We start from the raw sequence: 15,237 nt of genomic DNA, 5'->3' as shown, positions 1-15,237 counted from the left end.
CCTTGTTGTTGTAGGCTGACAACAACATAGGCTGCGGGTGTTTAAAATATCAAGCAGCCTATATAGGTGCCTGTGTCGGCCTCTTCGCGGGTGACCCCGCGCCTACAGGTGGGTGCGCCCCGTGTAGGAGTGGGTTCACCCGCGAACAGGCCGGCACAGCCCCCCCTACTCCCGCAAGGTCATGCCATTGGCCGGCAACGGCAACGCCGTCTTGTAGCGCACCTGCTTCAGGGCAAAACTCGAACGAATATTGGCCACCCCCGGCAAGCGCGTCAGGTAATCGAGAAACCGCTCCAGCGCCTGGATGCTCGGCAGCAGCACCCGCAACAGGTAATCCGGGTCCCCGGTCATCAGGTAGCACTCCATCACCTCGGGCCGCTCGGCGATCTCTTCTTCAAACCGATGCAACGACTGCTCCACCTGTTTTTCCAGGCTGACATGGATAAACACATTCACATCCAGCCCCAGCACCTCAGGCGACAGCAAGGTCACCTGCTGGCGGATCACCCCCAGCTCTTCCATGGCCCGCACCCGGTTGAAACAAGGCGTGGGCGACAGGTTCACCGAGCGTGCCAGCTCGGCATTGGTGATGCGGGCGTTCTCTTGCAGGCTGTTGAGAATGCCGATATCAGTACGATCGAGTTTGCGCATAAGACAAAATCACCGGTTTTTTGTGTTTATGCGGAATGTTTATCTGCCCCGCTCCGCAAAGGCAATCAACTTGAGAGAAAAATTCTCCTGCCGGGCCACTAAGATGTAGGTGACGCTGACTTACCAGTCACAAGCCGGTACTCAGCGGCGGCCGCTTCAGAGCTCACAAAAACAAATACCCGAGCGAGCGTAAAAAGCATGAACGAGTACGCCCCCCTGCGTTTGCATGTGCCCGAGCCCACCGGCCGGCCAGGCTGCCAGACCGATTTTTCCTACCTGCGCCTCAACGATGCAGGTCAAGCCCGTAAACCCGCGATCGATGTCGATGCTGCCGACACTGCCGACCTGTCCTACAGCCTGGTCCGCGTGCTCGACGAGCAAGGCGATGCGCAAGGCCCCTGGGCCGAAGACATCGACCCACAGATCCTTCGTCAAGGCATGCGCGCCATGCTCAAGACGCGGATCTTCGACAGCCGCATGGTGGTTGCCCAGCGCCAGAAGAAGATGTCCTTCTACATGCAAAGCCTGGGCGAAGAAGCCATCGGCAGCGGCCAGGCGCTGGCGCTGAACCGCACCGACATGTGCTTCCCGACCTACCGCCAGCAAAGCATCCTGATGGCCCGCGACGTGTCGCTGGTCGAGATGATCTGCCAACTGCTGTCCAACGAGCGCGACCCCCTCAAGGGCCGCCAGTTGCCGATCATGTACTCGGTGCGCGAAGCCGGCTTCTTCACCATCAGCGGCAACCTGGCGACCCAGTTCGTGCAGGCGGTCGGCTGGGCCATGGCATCGGCGATCAAGGGCGATACCAAGATCGCCTCGGCGTGGATCGGTGACGGCGCTACTGCCGAGTCAGACTTCCACACCGCCCTCACCTTTGCCCACGTATACCGCGCCCCGGTCATCCTCAACGTGGTCAACAACCAGTGGGCCATTTCCACCTTCCAGGCCATCGCCGGTGGCGAGTCGACCACCTTTGCCGGCCGTGGTGTGGGTTGCGGTATTGCTTCGCTGCGGGTTGACGGCAACGACTTCGTCGCCGTGTACGCCGCCTCGCGCTGGGCTGCCGAGCGCGCCCGCCGCGGCCTGGGCCCAAGCCTGATCGAGTGGGTCACCTACCGTGCCGGCCCGCACTCGACGTCGGACGACCCCTCCAAGTACCGCCCTGCCGATGACTGGAGCCACTTCCCGCTGGGTGACCCGATCGCCCGCCTGAAGCAGCACCTGATCAAGATCGGCCACTGGTCCGAAGAAGAACACCAGGCCGTCACGGCCGAGCTCGAAGCTGCGGTGATTGCCGCACAGAAAGAAGCCGAGCAGTACGGCACCCTGGCTAACGGGCACATCCCGAGCGCCGCCTCGATGTTCGAGGATGTGTACAAGGAGATGCCCGAACACCTGCGCCGTCAACGCCAGGAACTGGGGGTTTGAGATGAACGACCACAACAACAGCATCAACCCGGAAACCGCCATGGCCACCACTACCATGACCATGATCCAGGCCCTGCGCTCGGCCATGGATGTCATGCTTGAGCGCGACGACAATGTGGTGGTGTACGGCCAGGACGTCGGTTACTTCGGCGGCGTGTTCCGCTGCACCGAAGGCCTGCAGAACAAGTACGGCAAATCGCGCGTGTTCGACGCGCCCATCTCCGAGAGCGGCATCGTCGGTACCGCCGTGGGCATGGGTGCCTATGGCCTGCGCCCGGTGGTGGAGATCCAGTTCGCCGACTACTTCTACCCGGCCTCCGACCAGATCGTCTCCGAGCTGGCCCGCCTGCGTTACCGGTCGGCCGGCGAGTTCATTGCCCCGCTGACCCTGCGCATGCCTTGCGGCGGCGGCATCTATGGCGGCCAGACTCACAGCCAGAGCCCGGAAGCGATGTTCACCCAGGTCTGCGGCCTGCGCACCGTGATGCCGTCCAACCCTTATGACGCCAAAGGCCTGCTGATTGCCTCGATCGAATGCGACGACCCGGTAATCTTCCTGGAGCCCAAACGTCTGTACAACGGCCCGTTCGATGGCCACCACGACCGCCCGGTAACACCGTGGTCGAAGCACCCGCACAGCGCCGTGCCCGACGGTTATTACACCGTACCGCTGGACAAGGCCGCCATTACCCGCCCTGGCAATGACGTGACCGTGCTGACCTACGGCACCACGGTGTACGTGGCCCAGGTGGCCGCCGAAGAAAGCGGCGTCGATGCCGAAGTGATCGACCTGCGCAGCCTGTGGCCCCTGGACCTGGACACTATCGTCGAGTCGGTGAAAAAGACCGGCCGTTGCGTGGTGGTGCACGAGGCCACCCGCACCTGCGGCTTCGGTGCCGAGCTGGTGGCGCTGGTGCAGGAGCACTGCTTCCACCACCTGGAGGCGCCGATCGAGCGCGTCACCGGCTGGGACACCCCCTACCCTCACGCACAGGAATGGGCTTACTTCCCCGGCCCTTCGCGGGTAGGTGCGGCACTGAAAAAGGTCATGGAGGTCTGAATGGGCACGCACGTCATCAAGATGCCGGACATTGGCGAAGGCATCGCGCAGGTCGAGTTGGTGGAATGGTTCGTCAAGGTCGGCGACATCATCGCCGAGGACCAGGTGGTGGCCGACGTCATGACCGACAAGGCCACTGTGGAAATCCCCTCGCCGGTCAGCGGCAAGGTGTTGGCCCTGGGTGGCCAGCCCGGGGAAGTGATGGCGGTCGGTAGCGAACTGATCCGCATCGAAGTGGAAGGCAGCGGCAACCATGTGGACGTGCCTCAGCCAAAAACGGTAGAGGCCCCGGCCGCCCCGATTGCAGCCAAGCCGGAACCGCAGAAAGACGTAAAACCCGCCGTGTACCAGGCGCCCGCCAACCACGAAGCTGCGCCCATCGTGCCGCGCCAGCCGGGCGACAAGCCGCTGGCCTCGCCGGCCGTGCGCAAACGCGCCCTGGACGCCGGTATCGAACTGCGTTATGTGCATGGTAGCGGCCCGGCCGGGCGCATTCTGCACGAAGACCTCGACGCCTTCATGAGCAAGCCGCAAAGCAATGCCGGGCAAGCACCTGATGGTTATGCCAAGCGCACCGACAGCGAGCAGGTGCCGGTGATCGGCCTGCGCCGCAAGATCGCCCAGCGCATGCAGGACGCCAAACGCCGGGTCGCGCACTTCAGTTATGTCGAGGAAATCGACGTCACCGCCCTGGAGGCCCTGCGCCAGCAACTCAACAGCAAGCACGGCGACAGCCGTGGCAAGCTGACCTTGCTGCCATTCCTGGTGCGCGCCCTCGTCGTGGCGCTGCGTGACTTCCCGCAGATCAACGCGACCTACGACGACGAAGCGCAGATCATCACCCGCCATGGCGCGGTGCATGTGGGTATTGCCACCCAGGGTGACAACGGCCTGATGGTACCCGTGCTGCGCCACGCCGAAGCGGGCAGCCTGTGGGCCAATGCCGGCGAGATTTCGCGCCTGGCCAACGCGGCACGTAACAACAAGGCCAGCCGTGAAGAGCTGTCCGGCTCGACCATCACCCTGACCAGCCTCGGCGCCTTGGGTGGCATTGTCAGCACGCCGGTGGTCAACACCCCGGAAGTGGCAATCGTCGGGGTCAACCGCATGGTCGAACGGCCAGTGGTGATCGACGGCCAGATCGTCGTGCGCAAGATGATGAACCTGTCCAGCTCGTTCGACCATCGCGTGGTCGATGGCATGGACGCCGCCCTGTTCATCCAGGCCGTGCGTGGCCTGCTCGAACAACCCGCCTGCCTGTTCGTGGAGTGAGCATGCAACAGATTATCCAGACTACCCTGTTGATCATCGGCGGCGGCCCTGGCGGCTATGTAGCAGCCATCCGCGCCGGGCAACTGGGCATTCCTACCGTACTGGTGGAAGGCCAGGCACTGGGCGGCACCTGCCTGAACATCGGCTGCATCCCGTCCAAGGCGCTGATCCACGTGGCCGAGCAGTTTCACCAGGCCTCGCGCTTTACCGAACCCTCGCCGCTGGGCATCAGCGTGGCTTCGCCGCGCCTGGACATCGGCCAGAGCGTCACCTGGAAGGACGGCATTGTCGACCGTCTGACCACCGGTGTGGCCGCCTTGCTGAAAAAGCACGGGGTGAAAGTGATGCATGGCTGGGCCAAGGTACTGGACGGCAAGCAGGTCGAGGTCGATGGCCAGCGTATCCAGTGCGAGCATCTGTTGCTGGCGACCGGTTCCAGCAGTGTCGAACTGCCGATGCTGCCGCTGGGTGGCCCGGTGATTTCCTCGACCGAAGCTCTGGCGCCGAAAGCCCTGCCGCAACACCTGGTAGTGGTTGGCGGTGGCTATATCGGCCTGGAGCTGGGCATTGCCTATCGCAAGCTGGGTGCACAGGTGAGTGTGGTGGAAGCACGTGAGCGCATCCTGCCGACCTACGACAGCGAATTGACCGCCCCGGTGGCCGAGTCGCTGAAGAAACTGGGCATCGCGTTGCACCTGGGCCACAGCGTCGAGGGCTACGAAAATGGCTGCCTGCTGGCCAGCGACGGCAAGGGTGGGCAACTGCGCCTGGAGGCCGACCAGGTACTGGTGGCCGTTGGCCGCCGGCCACGCACCAAGGGCTTCAACCTGGAATGCCTGGACCTGAAGATGAACGGCGCCGCCATTGCCATCGACGAGCGCTGTCATACCAGCATGCACAACGTCTGGGCCATCGGCGACGTCGCTGGCGAACCGATGCTGGCGCACCGGGCCATGGCCCAAGGCGAGATGGTCGCCGAAATCATCGCCGGCAAGGCCCGACGCTTCGAGCCGGCAGCGATTGCCGCCGTGTGCTTTACCGACCCGGAAGTGGTGGTGGTCGGCAAGACCCCGGAACAAGCCAGCCAGCAGGGCCTGGACTGCATCGTCGCGCAGTTCCCGTTTGCCGCCAATGGCCGGGCCATGAGCCTGGAGTCGAAAAGCGGTTTCGTGCGGGTGGTGGCGCGCCGTGACAACCACCTGATCGTGGGTTGGCAGGCGGTTGGCGTGGCGGTCTCCGAGCTATCCACCGCGTTTGCCCAATCGCTGGAGATGGGCGCGTGCCTGGAAGATGTGGCCGGCACCATTCATGCCCACCCCACGTTGGGTGAAGCGGTGCAAGAAGCCGCCCTGCGCGCGTTGGGCCACGCCTTGCATATCTGACACTGAAGCGGCCGAGGCCGATTTGGCCCGCTGCGCCGAGAGGCGCTGCGGGTCTTTTTTCATTCAGGCCATCCAAGCCTCCAGAAAACAGCGCGCTCTTTGAGGGGCTAGTGTGGTGTTTTGCAAATACGGCCAATAACTCGCGAGCGATTTTTGCGCTCAGGCAAGGCGTCGCGACGAGTCGTAGCCCAGCTACGGCGAGGAGCGACAACGCCGCATGAGCGCAAAAAGCGCCGCGAATTATGGTCGTTATTTGTGAAACACCACACTAGCTACTCGGCAATTGCGTTCTTGCCTGTCCCCTTGGCCCTGTAGAGCGCCTTGTCGGCACGCGCCAGCAGCGCGTGCTGGTCCTCCCCTTCCAGCCATTGCACCACGCCATAGCTCATGGTCAGCCGGCAATCACCCACCGGCTCCACCTGCTCCAGCACCTGGCGCAAGCGCGCCGCCACATCCAGCGCCTCCCCCAACGCGGTCTGCGGCAGCACGATGACGAACTCGTCGCCGCCCCAGCGCGCCAGCAGGTCCAGTTCGCGCAAGCAGGTGCGCAGGCTTTCGGCCACCCGGACCAGCGCCGCATCGCCACGGGCGTGACCGTAGCGGTCATTGATCGGTTTGAAATCATCCATGTCCATGGCGATCAGCGACAACGGCTGGCGGAAGCGCTGGGCGCGCTGGCACTCCCGCTGCAACGCGCTCTCCAGCCGGTAACGGTTGGCAACACGGGTCAACGCATCGCGTTCGGCCAATTCACGGTTTTCGTCCAGTTGCCGCTGCAACTGCTGGTTCACCCTGGACAACTCACGGGTGCGTTCGGCCACCTGAAATTCCAGCGACTGGTTCTTCTGTTCCAGTTGCGTCACCAAGCGCTTGCCAGCGTCGATATTGCGATGCGCACCCAGCATGCGTGCCACGGAACCGTCCTCGTTATGCGCGATGACGTAGCCGCTGTCTTCGATCCAGATGTAGCTGCCGTCCTGACAACGGCAACGGTATTCAATGCGGTAGCGCTCGTTGCGCTGATTGATATAGGCCTCGAAATGGGCCATTACCCGGGGGTAGTCTTCGGGATGGATCACGCTTTCCCAGGTAAATACCGAGTTGGCCATGGAGTGGCTGGCATAACCCAGCATGTTGTACCAGCCCGGGTTGCGATAAACGTAGCCGGTATTGGCATTCCAATCCCAGATGCCGTCGCTGATCAAATCGAACAAGGTGTGCAACTGCTGTTCACTGAAGCCGGCAGGTACCGGCCTGGTGTCTTGACTCATGGACGCTCTCCCTGATGCCCAGCAACTGCGCTCCGATCAAGGGGCTGCCGACAGTGGTGTTGATTGCCGCGAGCGGCAAGATGATGCCTATCACGGGCAAGCATATGCCCACCCGCGTGCAACCGAAATAGTGCCAACGCCCTGATTTCGACCGGCACAGCGCTGGCATGGCTTTTGCGCTTGGTACCTGCCAACGAGATTTCCAAGGAGGAAACATGATAATCGCCCCTAACGGCGTCAGCTGGCAGCCCACGCTCCATCAGCCTCGGTCCACCAGCGATGAGCAGGCAGTGGCCCAGATTGCACCGGTCCGCACGCCAATATCCACCGCCAACACGGCGAGCCAACAGCAGAATGGAGGCAGCACCGCTCAGCAAAACGCAGAGGATGCTCGTGCAGAAGCCTTTGCCAAATTCAAGGTGATGCTGCAAAACCTGAGTTCTGCGACCACCGAGCCGGTCATCGGAGAACCTCTGCCGTCCAAGACTGCCCGGCAGGAATTTCACGACTTCATGTCCAAGTCGCCCGGCGAGATGATCAAGGAAAAACTGCTGCGTGAAATAGGCTTGACCGAAGAAGAGTACGACGCCCTGCCGCCCGAAATGAAAGCAAAGGTCGACGAGTTGATCGCCCAGCGCATGAAAGAAGACATCAAGCGCAAGATCGAGGAGAAAGCGCAAGAGCAGGTCGCCAAGGTGGACGGCGGCGTGGATGAAGAGCAACAAGCGGCAAGCCCGGTGTGAGGGAATGCCAGCGGCCGCTAAGGAGAGCGCCACGGTTCGTCCAAGGCGCCCCAGCCTGAGCGGTTTGAAGGCGTGCGGTGGCGTCGATGTTCAGGTGGTGCATGGCTTCGTCAACTGCAACGCTGCCGGCGCCATGACCGGTCTCAGGAAAAATCGGCAGGATGTTGTGCAGAGAATTCGTTTGAGGTCCTTGGCCTTATTGTCCAGGGTGGCAGGCTGGTAGCTATTTGCCACGCGTGGACGCAGGCGCATGACGATGCCTGCGTAGGGGGACGATGTCGGATCCCTCCTAAAATAAGAGAGGACAAGGAAATGCAATCACACGGTTTGAAGCAAAGCCTCAAGCAGCGGCATATCACCATGATCGCGCTGGGTGGGGTGATCGGTGCAGGGCTGTTCATGGGCTCGGGCTCACTGATCGCATCGGCAGGGCCCGCGGCCATACTGTCGTATTTCATTGGTGGCCTGGTGGTCACCCTGGTCATGTTCATGCTGGGCGAAATGGCCTGCCGCAACCCGGATGCAGGGTCGTTCTCGACCTACGCCAACACCTACCTCGGTGACTGGGCAGGGTTTGCGGTCGGCTGGCTGTACTGGTTCAAGTCGATGATGACCATCACCCTGGAAGCGGTACTGCTGGGCGCCATCCTGCATGACTTCCTGCCCTGGCTACCGATCTGGGCAGGTGCCTTCCTGATGCTGGTGACACTCATGGCCAGCAACGCCTACTCGGTGCGTTCGTTTGCCGAAGTCGAGTATTGGCTCGCCGCGATGAAGGTCGCCACCATCCTCATCTTCATGCTGCTGGGCGTCTCGATCCTGCTCGGCCTGCACAGTGAGATTCCCGCCCCCGGCCTGATCAACCTCACCGCCCATGACGGCTTCATGCCCAACGGCCTGTCACCGGTGATGGCCGGCGTTATCGTGGTGATTTTCTCCCTTGGCGGCAGCGAAATTGCCGCTGTGGCCGCGGGTGAGTCAGAGAACCCGCGACAGAACGTGATCCGTGCGATCAAGAGCGTGATCCTGCGGGTGATGCTGTTCTACGTAGGCTCTGTGTCGATCCTGATCCTTTGCCTGCCCTGGACCGACAAGGCCAACCTGGCCTCGCCCTATGTTTCGCTGTTCAGCCTGGCCGGGTTCGGTGGTGCTGCAGTGGCCATGAAACTGGTGCTGTTCGTCTCGTTCATGTCGGTGATGAACTCGTTCATGTTCTCCAACTCGCGCATGCTGTTCTCGCTGAGCCAGCGCGGTCACGCGCCCAAGCTGTTCTCACGCACCAGTGCCAAGGGCGTACCGATCAATGCACTGCTGCTGAGCCTGTCGATCTGCACGATGATCCTGACCGTGCACTTTGTCAGTGGCGGCGACCTGTTCATGACCTTGGCCAAGAGTACCGGCAGCCTGGTCATGGTCGTATGGATCTTCATCATCATCGCCCACGTGGCGATGCGCAGGAAAACCCGCCACGAAGCGGTCGCCCCAAACGCCTTCCGTGCCTGGCTGTTCCCCTACACCAATATCATTGCGCTGTTCGCCTTGCTGGCAGTCATCGGCACCCAGGCGTTCGACCCGGCATCGCGTTTCCAATTCTGGTTCACGGTGCTGACGGTACTGCTGGTGGTGGCGGGGTACTTCCTGATGCGTCAGCGGCTGGCCCCAAGCGCGGCGTTAGCCCACGGACGTGATGCATGACAGCGCTGGCCAAGCGCAGGTGCTGTCAACAGCAGCACGACGGCGACAAAGGCAACGGAGACAATAATGGGAATGACGAGAATGGCGTCCCAGGCAGGAATTGAACCTGCAACCTTCCCCTTAGGAGGGGGATGCTCTATCCAATTGAGCTACTGAGACGCTACGACCGGCAGCGAGCGCTGCACAGCGGGATGGCCAGCATGTTAACCAGCATGCTGGCGTTTGTCATGCCTGAACTGGGCTTTTTCGCGTAATCCTTTTCTGCCGCTGCTATCCCCGTGGTAGCACGCCCTGATAGCGAAGCAGCGAAACAAATGCGGCGACCGCCGCCTCCAGTGTGGAAGAATTATCCAGCACATGTACCGATGGGTCGGCTGCAGCTTGCAAGCGTGCGCTGCGCGCCAGGCGCTGCTCCACTTCTTCTGCAGTTTCCCGGCCCCGGGCCAGCAAGCGCTGGCGCAGCACCTCAGGCTTGACCTCGACCAACACGGCCAACAAATCCGGGTAGCGCTGACGGGCTTCTGGCAGATAAGCCCGCGAGCCATTCACCAGCACTGCCCTCCCCGCCGCCAACCACTGGTCCACCTGCCGGGGTATGCCATAGTCCAGGCCATTGGCCCGCCAGTGCATGGCAAACGCACCCTGCGCACGCAAGGTATCAAACTGCTCAGGCGTGACCCCTTGGGCAGCTTCGCCTTTGGCTTCGGCCGAACGGGTGATGACCCGGCGGGCAATTTCTACCCCGGCGAGGGCCAGTTGCTCACGCGAAGCGTCGATCAGGGAGTCTTTCCCGGAACCCGACGGCCCAACCAGAAATATCAACCGGCCCGTCCCTGATCGGCGGTCGCTTGCGTCATGTTGCATAGCCACTATGCTCTATGGAGAGAACCGGCGCATTCTAGGGCTTTTCTGGGCATTTTTCTGCGTTTTACCGATTATTGACGGCAAAAGACTGACGGCCAGGCTAGCCAGAGCATGTAAAACTTTTCAAACCAGTGCTCATTTCTGATAATTGGTACTGGCATAAAGCCTTTATCCGGCTCACTATTTGTCACATAATTGACGCCAAGCAAACGGCGACCATGAGGCAAGATGAGCATCCATTTTTCACTGGCGGTTGAACATTTTGTCGTCGCCACGGTCGTACTTCCATCCCGTGCGGCCAATTTGAGAACCGCTTCCCCTGAACCAAACTCTGGTCAATTTATATGCGCCCAATGAAACAGGCTATTTATTCGAGCCGCACTGCTGACAAGTTCGTCGTCCGCCTGCCTGACGGAATGCGTGAGCGCATTGCCGAGGTAGCGCGCAACCACCATCGCAGCATGAACTCCGAGATCATTGCACGCCTGGAGCAGAGCCTTATCCAGGAAGGTGCGCTGGGTGATGAACTGAGCATGCGCCTGGACAGCCCCGAGCTGTCCCTGCATGAGCGCGAGTTGCTGCAGCGTTTCCGCCAACTGTCCCACCGCCAGCAGAACGCCCTGGTCGCCCTCATCGCTCACGATGTGGAAATGGCCGCAGACGCTTCCTGAGGCCTGCAGCGAACACAAAAAAGCCAGCGTAAGCTGGCTTTTTTGTGGATGACTGATTGGCAGCAAAGGCATTTCCCTGTGGGACGCTCCCACAGGGAGGACCGGCTTACAACAGGAACAGCGTCGCCAGCCCAAGGAAGATGAAGAAACCACCGCTGTCGGTCACAGCAGTGATCATCACGCTCGCCCCCATCGCAGGGTCGCGCCCCAGGCGAGCCAATGTCATCGGGATCAGCACGCCCATCAGCGCTGCCAACAACAAGTTCAAGGTCATCGCTGCGGTCATCACCACCCCCAGCGACCAGCTGCCATACAGCCAGAAAGCCACCGCACCAATCACTCCGCCCCAAACCAGGCCGTTGATCAGCGACACCGCCAATTCCTTGCGCATCAAGCGGCTGGTATTGCCTGGTGACACTTGGTCCAGGGCCATGGCGCGGACGATCATGGTGATGGTCTGGTTACCAGAGTTGCCACCAATACCCGCAACGATCGGCATCAACGCAGCCAACGCCACCAGCTTTTCAATCGAACCTTCGAACAACCCGATCACTCGCGAAGCAACGAACGCGGTAATCAGGTTGATTGCCAGCCACGCCCAACGGTTGCGGAACGAACGCCAGACCGAGGCGAAAATATCTTCCTCTTCACGCAGACCCGCCATGTTGAGGACTTCGCTCTCGCTTTCCTCACGGATCAGGTCAACCATTTCGTCGATGGTCAGACGGCCGATCAGGCGTTCGCTCTTGTCCACCACAGGGGCGGATACCAGGTCATAACGCTCGAAAGCCTGCGCTGCATCGTAGGCATCTTCCTCGGGCTGGAAGGAGACAGGGTCGGTCGCCATGACCTCCGCCACCTTCTTCTCCGGGTCGTTGACCAGCAGGCGCTTGATCAGCAATACACCCTTGAGGATGCCGTCGTAATCGACCACGAACAATTTGTCGGTGTGGTTCGGCAATTCTTTCAGGCGGCGCAGGTAGCGCAGCACCACTTCCAGGCTGACGTCTTCGCGGATGGTGACCATCTCGAAGTCCATCAGCGCACCGACCTGCTCCTCGTCGTAGCTCAGCGCCGAACGCACCCGCTCGCGTTGCTGGGCATCGAGGGTTTCCATCAGCTCGTGAACAACGTCACGCGGCAGCTCTGGGGCGAGGTCGGCCAGTTCGTCGGCGTCCATCTCCTTGGCGGCAGCCAGCAGCTCGTGATCGTCCATGTCGGCGATCAGCGATTGGCGAACCGAATCGGAAACTTCCAGCAGGATGTCGCCATCGCGCTCCGAGCGCACCAGCTGCCAGACCGTCAGGCGATCTTCCAGGGGCAAGGCTTCGAGGATGTAGGCGATGTCGGCGGGGTGCAGGTCATCGAGCTTGCGCTGCAGCTCGACGAGGTTCTGGCGGTGGACCAGGTTTTCCACCAGGTCATTGTGCGCGCCTTCCTGGCGATGGGTCAGGTCTTCGACCATGCGCTGACGCTGCAGCAGTTCGACCACCTGGGCCAGGCGATCCTGCAGGCTTTCTTGCGCTTTTTTAACTTCTACTTCGGTCATAGGCGAACTCCACTCCCAGCAGCGGAGCACGCCGAGGGAATCAATCGGTCAGATCTTTCTGTATGAATCGTGTTAGCGAGTAACTACTGGGTAAGTCCATGGTGGTTTTCCACAAGCCCCGGCGGGGCTGACGGGCGCAATCATACACTGCTAAAGCTGTCAGATCGCTTAAATTTTTGGCCAGAACAATCGTTTGCGTGATAAAGCTGGGACAACGCTCGAAGCTATCAGTGCGACGGTTGTTGTGGATGAGAAAGCACATTTGATTTTTGAGGCCGCTCAGCGGCTCAAGACTACACCGCAATCATTACAGAAGAGCGTAGATCGACAGGCTCAAGAATTCATTGGCGCACAAACAAAAAGCCCGCTCTATTGAGCGGGCTTTTTGATGGGGTATGGCGGACTCAGCAGGATTCGAACCTGCGACCGCTCGGTTCGTAGCCGAGTACTCTATCCAGCTGAGCTATGAGTCCGTGATGGTAGTTTTAGACCAGGTTACCACTGGTTGACTGAAGTAGCTTTGCAAGCAGAACCACTTCAAGAAAGTGGCGGACTCAGCAGGATTCGAACCTGCGACCGCTCGGTTCGTAGCCGAGTACTCTATCCAGCTGAGCTATGAGTCCGCGATTGGCAGTTTTAGACCAGATACCGCTGGTTGATTGAAGCAGCCTTGCAAACAAAGCCACTTCAAAAGTGGCGGACTCAGCAGGATTCGAACCTGCGACCGCTCGGTTCGTAGCCGAGTACTCTATCCAGCTGAGCTATGAGTCCGTGTCTTGCCGCGCATTATAGGTCGCTGAAACATTTTTGCAAGAAGCTTTTCGTTATAAAACAACTACTTAGCGTTCCTACCGTTTACAGCGCCCTACGCAAATAATGGCGGTGAAGGGGGGATTCGAACCCCCGATACCCTTATGAGGTATACTCCCTTAGCAGGGGAGCGCCTTCGGCCACTCGGCCACCTCACCGCAACACGAGGCGAATATTAAAGAACCTCTTTCACCTTTGCAACCCTTTTTTTGAAAAAAACTTCAAAAAAATTAAAGGCTTGGCTCTTCATCCTTCTCCTTCTTGATCCGCAGGTAGATTTCCTCGCGGTGAACTGCCACTTCTTTCGGGGCGCTCACGCCAATACGCACCTGGTTGCCTTTGACGCCAAGCACCGTCACGGTGATCTCGCCGTCTCCAATGATCAGGCTCTCGGCGCACCGACGAGTCAGAATCAACATAGCTTTCTCCTTACGCAAAACATTCAGGGGTAACAGTCTTGGATATCGGGCCGGGTCGCGGACGACGACCATGGCCCCGGTTACTCGCCGCACAGGGCAGGACAGGGCCTGCGCGGCGAGCAGAAACGCGAAGGGCGCGGCAAGCCGCGCCCTTCCAGGCAGCGCCTTACTCGCCCTGTCGGGCAGGAGCATCCAGATCGAACGCGGTATGCAGCGCGCGCACGGCCAGCTCCAGGTACTTCTCTTCGAGCACCACCGAAACCTTGATCTCGGAAGTGGAGATCATCTGGATGTTGATGCTCTCCTTGGCCAGGGCTTCGAACATGCAGCTGGCAACACCGGCGTGCGAACGCATGCCGACACCAACGATCGAGACCTTGGCGATCTTGGTGTCGCCGATCACTTCACGGGCACCGATTTCGCGCGCAGTGTTTTCCAGCACGCTCTGCGCCTTCTCGTACTCGTTGCGGTGCACGGTGAAGGTGAAGTCGGTGGTGTTATCGTGAGCAACGTTCTGCACGATCATGTCGACTTCGATGTTCGAAGCGCTGATCGGGCCGAGGATCTTGAAGGCCACGCCCGGGGTATCCGGCACGCCGCGAATGGTCAGCTTTGCTTCATCACGGTTGAAGGCGATACCGGAAATGATCGGCTGTTCCATGGATTCCTCTTCATCAATGGTAATGAGGGTACCCGGACCCTCCTTGAAGCTGTGCAGCACGCGCAGCGGAACGTTGTACTTGCCGGCGAACTCCACCGAACGGATCTGCAGCACCTTGGAACCAAGGCTGGCCATTTCCAGCATCTCTTCGAAGGTGATCTTCTCCAGGCGACGAGCCTGTGGCACGACGCGCGGGTCGGTGGTGTAGACGCCATCAACATCAGTGTAGATCTGGCACTCATCAGCCTTCAGCGCTGCCGCCAGGGCCACGCCGGTGGTATCAGAGCCACCACGACCCAGGGTAGTGATGCTGCCGTGCTCGTCGACACCCTGGAAGCCTGCAACCACGACCACGCGACCTTCCTTGAGGTCGGCACGAATCTTCTGGTCGTCGATTTGCAGAATGCGCGCCTTGTTGTGCGAGCTGTCGGTGAGAATACGCACCTGGTTGCCGGTGTAGGACACCGCTGGCACACCACGCTTGATCAAGGCCATGGTCAGCAGGGCAATGGTGACCTGCTCACCCGTCGACACGATCACGTCCAGTTCACGAGGAACCGGCTGATCGGTGATCTGCTTGGCCAAGTCGATCAGGCGATTGGTTTCACCGCTCATGGCCGACAGCACAACCACCAGGTCGTCGCCCGCTTCACGGTGTTTCTTGACCTTTTCGGCTACCTGCTCGATCCGCTCGATGGAACCGACAGAGGTGCCGCCAAATTTCTGTACGATCAACGCCATTTCAATGGTGCCTCAGC

General features: G+C 60.5%; 15 protein-coding genes and 5 tRNA genes. 8 read left to right on the top strand and 12 right to left on the bottom strand.

All coding sequences use genetic code 11. From position 1 onward, the window contains the following. Positions 1 to 165: 165 nt before the first annotated feature. A complete protein-coding gene (gene bkdR / locus KW568_RS07975) occupies positions 166 to 651 on the bottom strand; it encodes a Bkd operon transcriptional regulator BkdR (RefSeq protein WP_003254485.1) in 486 nt (161 codons plus the stop codon). Positions 652 to 849: 198 nt separating this feature from the next. Between bkdR and KW568_RS07970 the strand changes: the two genes are divergently transcribed. Genes KW568_RS07970 through lpdA form a run of 4 tightly spaced genes read left to right on the top strand, consistent with a single transcriptional unit; the run spans position 850 to position 5,796 of the window. Next, positions 850 to 2,082: a 3-methyl-2-oxobutanoate dehydrogenase (2-methylpropanoyl-transferring) subunit alpha gene (locus KW568_RS07970; protein WP_003254486.1), complete on the top strand. Its 1,233-nt coding sequence runs from the start codon at positions 850 to 852 to the stop codon at positions 2,080 to 2,082. A gap of 1 nt (position 2,083) precedes the next feature. Then, on the top strand, positions 2,084 to 3,142 hold the full coding sequence (locus tag KW568_RS07965) for an alpha-ketoacid dehydrogenase subunit beta (RefSeq protein ID WP_003254487.1): 1,059 nt from the start codon (positions 2,084 to 2,086) through the stop codon (positions 3,140 to 3,142). Further along, positions 3,143 to 4,414: a dihydrolipoamide acetyltransferase family protein gene (locus KW568_RS07960; protein ID WP_004575764.1), complete on the top strand. Its 1,272-nt coding sequence runs from the start codon at positions 3,143 to 3,145 to the stop codon at positions 4,412 to 4,414. A gap of 2 nt (positions 4,415 to 4,416) precedes the next feature. Then, complete coding sequence (gene lpdA / locus KW568_RS07955; protein ID WP_003254489.1) at positions 4,417 to 5,796, top strand: dihydrolipoyl dehydrogenase; 1,380 nt, start codon at positions 4,417 to 4,419, stop codon at positions 5,794 to 5,796. Positions 5,797 to 6,068: 272 nt separating this feature from the next. Here the strand turns inward: lpdA and KW568_RS07950 are convergent, their stop codons facing one another. Then, positions 6,069 to 7,067: a diguanylate cyclase gene (locus KW568_RS07950; protein ID WP_003254490.1), complete on the bottom strand. Its 999-nt coding sequence runs from the start codon at positions 7,065 to 7,067 to the stop codon at positions 6,069 to 6,071. 215 nt (positions 7,068 to 7,282) lie between these two features. Here KW568_RS07950 and KW568_RS07945 point away from each other — a divergent pair, with 215 nt between their 5' ends. Together KW568_RS07945 and KW568_RS07940 are read left to right on the top strand one after the other, a co-directional pair. Further along, on the top strand, positions 7,283 to 7,810 hold the full coding sequence (locus KW568_RS07945) for a hypothetical protein (RefSeq protein WP_003254492.1): 528 nt from the start codon (positions 7,283 to 7,285) through the stop codon (positions 7,808 to 7,810). A gap of 312 nt (positions 7,811 to 8,122) precedes the next feature. Next, a complete protein-coding gene (locus KW568_RS07940; RefSeq protein WP_003254493.1) occupies positions 8,123 to 9,505 on the top strand; it encodes an amino acid permease in 1,383 nt (460 codons plus the stop codon). Positions 9,506 to 9,587: 82 nt separating this feature from the next. Here KW568_RS07940 and KW568_RS07935 read toward each other — a convergent pair. The 3 genes from KW568_RS07935 to KW568_RS07925 all read right to left on the bottom strand — a co-directional run bounded on the left by KW568_RS07935 (position 9,588) and on the right by KW568_RS07925 (position 10,644). Continuing rightward, positions 9,588 to 9,664 (bottom strand) — tRNA-Arg (locus tag KW568_RS07935). Between the two features lie 111 nt (positions 9,665 to 9,775). After that, positions 9,776 to 10,369 carry a phosphonate metabolism protein/1,5-bisphosphokinase (PRPP-forming) PhnN gene (gene phnN, locus KW568_RS07930; protein ID WP_033727153.1) on the bottom strand — a complete coding sequence of 198 codons (594 nt, stop codon included), beginning with the start codon at positions 10,367 to 10,369 and terminating at the stop codon, positions 9,776 to 9,778. Positions 10,370 to 10,440: 71 nt separating this feature from the next. Further along, entirely contained in the window at positions 10,441 to 10,644 is a 204-nt protein-coding gene (locus tag KW568_RS07925) for a hypothetical protein (protein ID WP_014755754.1), read from the bottom strand. A gap of 69 nt (positions 10,645 to 10,713) precedes the next feature. Between KW568_RS07925 and KW568_RS07920 the strand changes: the two genes are divergently transcribed. Further along, positions 10,714 to 11,040 (top strand): Arc family DNA-binding protein, encoded by a 327-nt coding sequence (locus tag KW568_RS07920; protein ID WP_003254499.1) that lies wholly within the window; start codon positions 10,714 to 10,716, stop codon positions 11,038 to 11,040. Between the two features lie 106 nt (positions 11,041 to 11,146). On the opposite strand, the gene mgtE is transcribed toward KW568_RS07920, so the two are convergent. Then, positions 11,147 to 12,589: a magnesium transporter gene (mgtE, locus tag KW568_RS07915; RefSeq protein ID WP_259538016.1), complete on the bottom strand. Its 1,443-nt coding sequence runs from the start codon at positions 12,587 to 12,589 to the stop codon at positions 11,147 to 11,149. Between the two features lie 193 nt (positions 12,590 to 12,782). Here mgtE and KW568_RS07910 point away from each other — a divergent pair, with 193 nt between their 5' ends. After that, complete coding sequence (locus KW568_RS07910; RefSeq protein WP_127644222.1) at positions 12,783 to 12,965, top strand: hypothetical protein; 183 nt, start codon at positions 12,783 to 12,785, stop codon at positions 12,963 to 12,965. A gap of 20 nt (positions 12,966 to 12,985) precedes the next feature. Here KW568_RS07910 and KW568_RS07905 read toward each other — a convergent pair. The 6 genes from KW568_RS07905 to KW568_RS07880 form a co-directional block, all read right to left on the bottom strand. After that, a tRNA-Arg gene (locus KW568_RS07905) sits at positions 12,986 to 13,062 on the bottom strand. A gap of 73 nt (positions 13,063 to 13,135) precedes the next feature. Beyond that, a tRNA-Arg gene (locus KW568_RS07900) sits at positions 13,136 to 13,212 on the bottom strand. 71 nt (positions 13,213 to 13,283) lie between these two features. Next, positions 13,284 to 13,360: transfer RNA gene (locus KW568_RS07895), tRNA-Arg, on the bottom strand. A gap of 106 nt (positions 13,361 to 13,466) precedes the next feature. Next, positions 13,467 to 13,557: transfer RNA gene (locus KW568_RS07890), tRNA-Ser, on the bottom strand. A 72-nt stretch (positions 13,558 to 13,629) separates the two neighbouring features. Next, the gene (csrA, locus tag KW568_RS07885) at positions 13,630 to 13,818 is read right to left on the bottom strand and encodes a carbon storage regulator CsrA (protein ID WP_003254503.1); all 189 of its coding nucleotides are present in this window, start codon (positions 13,816 to 13,818) and stop codon (positions 13,630 to 13,632) included. 166 nt (positions 13,819 to 13,984) lie between these two features. Next, positions 13,985 to 15,220, bottom strand: a complete 1,236-nt coding sequence (locus KW568_RS07880) for an aspartate kinase (protein WP_003254504.1) — start codon at positions 15,218 to 15,220, stop codon at positions 13,985 to 13,987. Positions 15,221 to 15,237: the final 17 nt, after the last annotated feature.

The organism is Pseudomonas sp. HD6515 (assembly GCF_024971855.1).
Lineage (GTDB): Bacteria > Pseudomonadota > Gammaproteobacteria > Pseudomonadales > Pseudomonadaceae > Aquipseudomonas > Aquipseudomonas alloputida.
The sequence above is the reverse complement of the archived record's forward strand: the minus strand, read 5'-3'. Positions and strand labels throughout refer to the sequence as shown.

What these genes read in the sequence shown, in the direction of transcription:
- KW568_RS07920 (WP_003254499.1), top strand. Translation starts at nt 10,714, where the DNA reads ATGCGCCCAATGAAACAGGCTATTTATTCGAGCCGCACTGCTGACAAG.
- KW568_RS07960 (WP_004575764.1), top strand. Translation starts at nt 3,143, where the DNA reads ATGGGCACGCACGTCATCAAGATGCCGGACATTGGCGAAGGCATCGCG.
- phnN (WP_033727153.1), bottom strand. Translation starts at nt 10,369, where the DNA reads ATGCAACATGACGCAAGCGACCGCCGATCAGGGACGGGCCGGTTGATA.
- KW568_RS07950 (WP_003254490.1), bottom strand. Translation starts at nt 7,067, where the DNA reads ATGAGTCAAGACACCAGGCCGGTACCTGCCGGCTTCAGTGAACAGCAG.
- mgtE (WP_259538016.1), bottom strand. Translation starts at nt 12,589, where the DNA reads ATGACCGAAGTAGAAGTTAAAAAAGCGCAAGAAAGCCTGCAGGATCGC.
- KW568_RS07965 (WP_003254487.1), top strand. Translation starts at nt 2,084, where the DNA reads ATGAACGACCACAACAACAGCATCAACCCGGAAACCGCCATGGCCACC.
- csrA (WP_003254503.1), bottom strand. Translation starts at nt 13,818, where the DNA reads ATGTTGATTCTGACTCGTCGGTGCGCCGAGAGCCTGATCATTGGAGAC.
- KW568_RS07945 (WP_003254492.1), top strand. Translation starts at nt 7,283, where the DNA reads ATGATAATCGCCCCTAACGGCGTCAGCTGGCAGCCCACGCTCCATCAG.
- KW568_RS07970 (WP_003254486.1), top strand. Translation starts at nt 850, where the DNA reads ATGAACGAGTACGCCCCCCTGCGTTTGCATGTGCCCGAGCCCACCGGC.
- bkdR (WP_003254485.1), bottom strand. Translation starts at nt 651, where the DNA reads ATGCGCAAACTCGATCGTACTGATATCGGCATTCTCAACAGCCTGCAA.
- KW568_RS07880 (WP_003254504.1), bottom strand. Translation starts at nt 15,220, where the DNA reads ATGGCGTTGATCGTACAGAAATTTGGCGGCACCTCTGTCGGTTCCATC.
- KW568_RS07940 (WP_003254493.1), top strand. Translation starts at nt 8,123, where the DNA reads ATGCAATCACACGGTTTGAAGCAAAGCCTCAAGCAGCGGCATATCACC.
- lpdA (WP_003254489.1), top strand. Translation starts at nt 4,417, where the DNA reads ATGCAACAGATTATCCAGACTACCCTGTTGATCATCGGCGGCGGCCCT.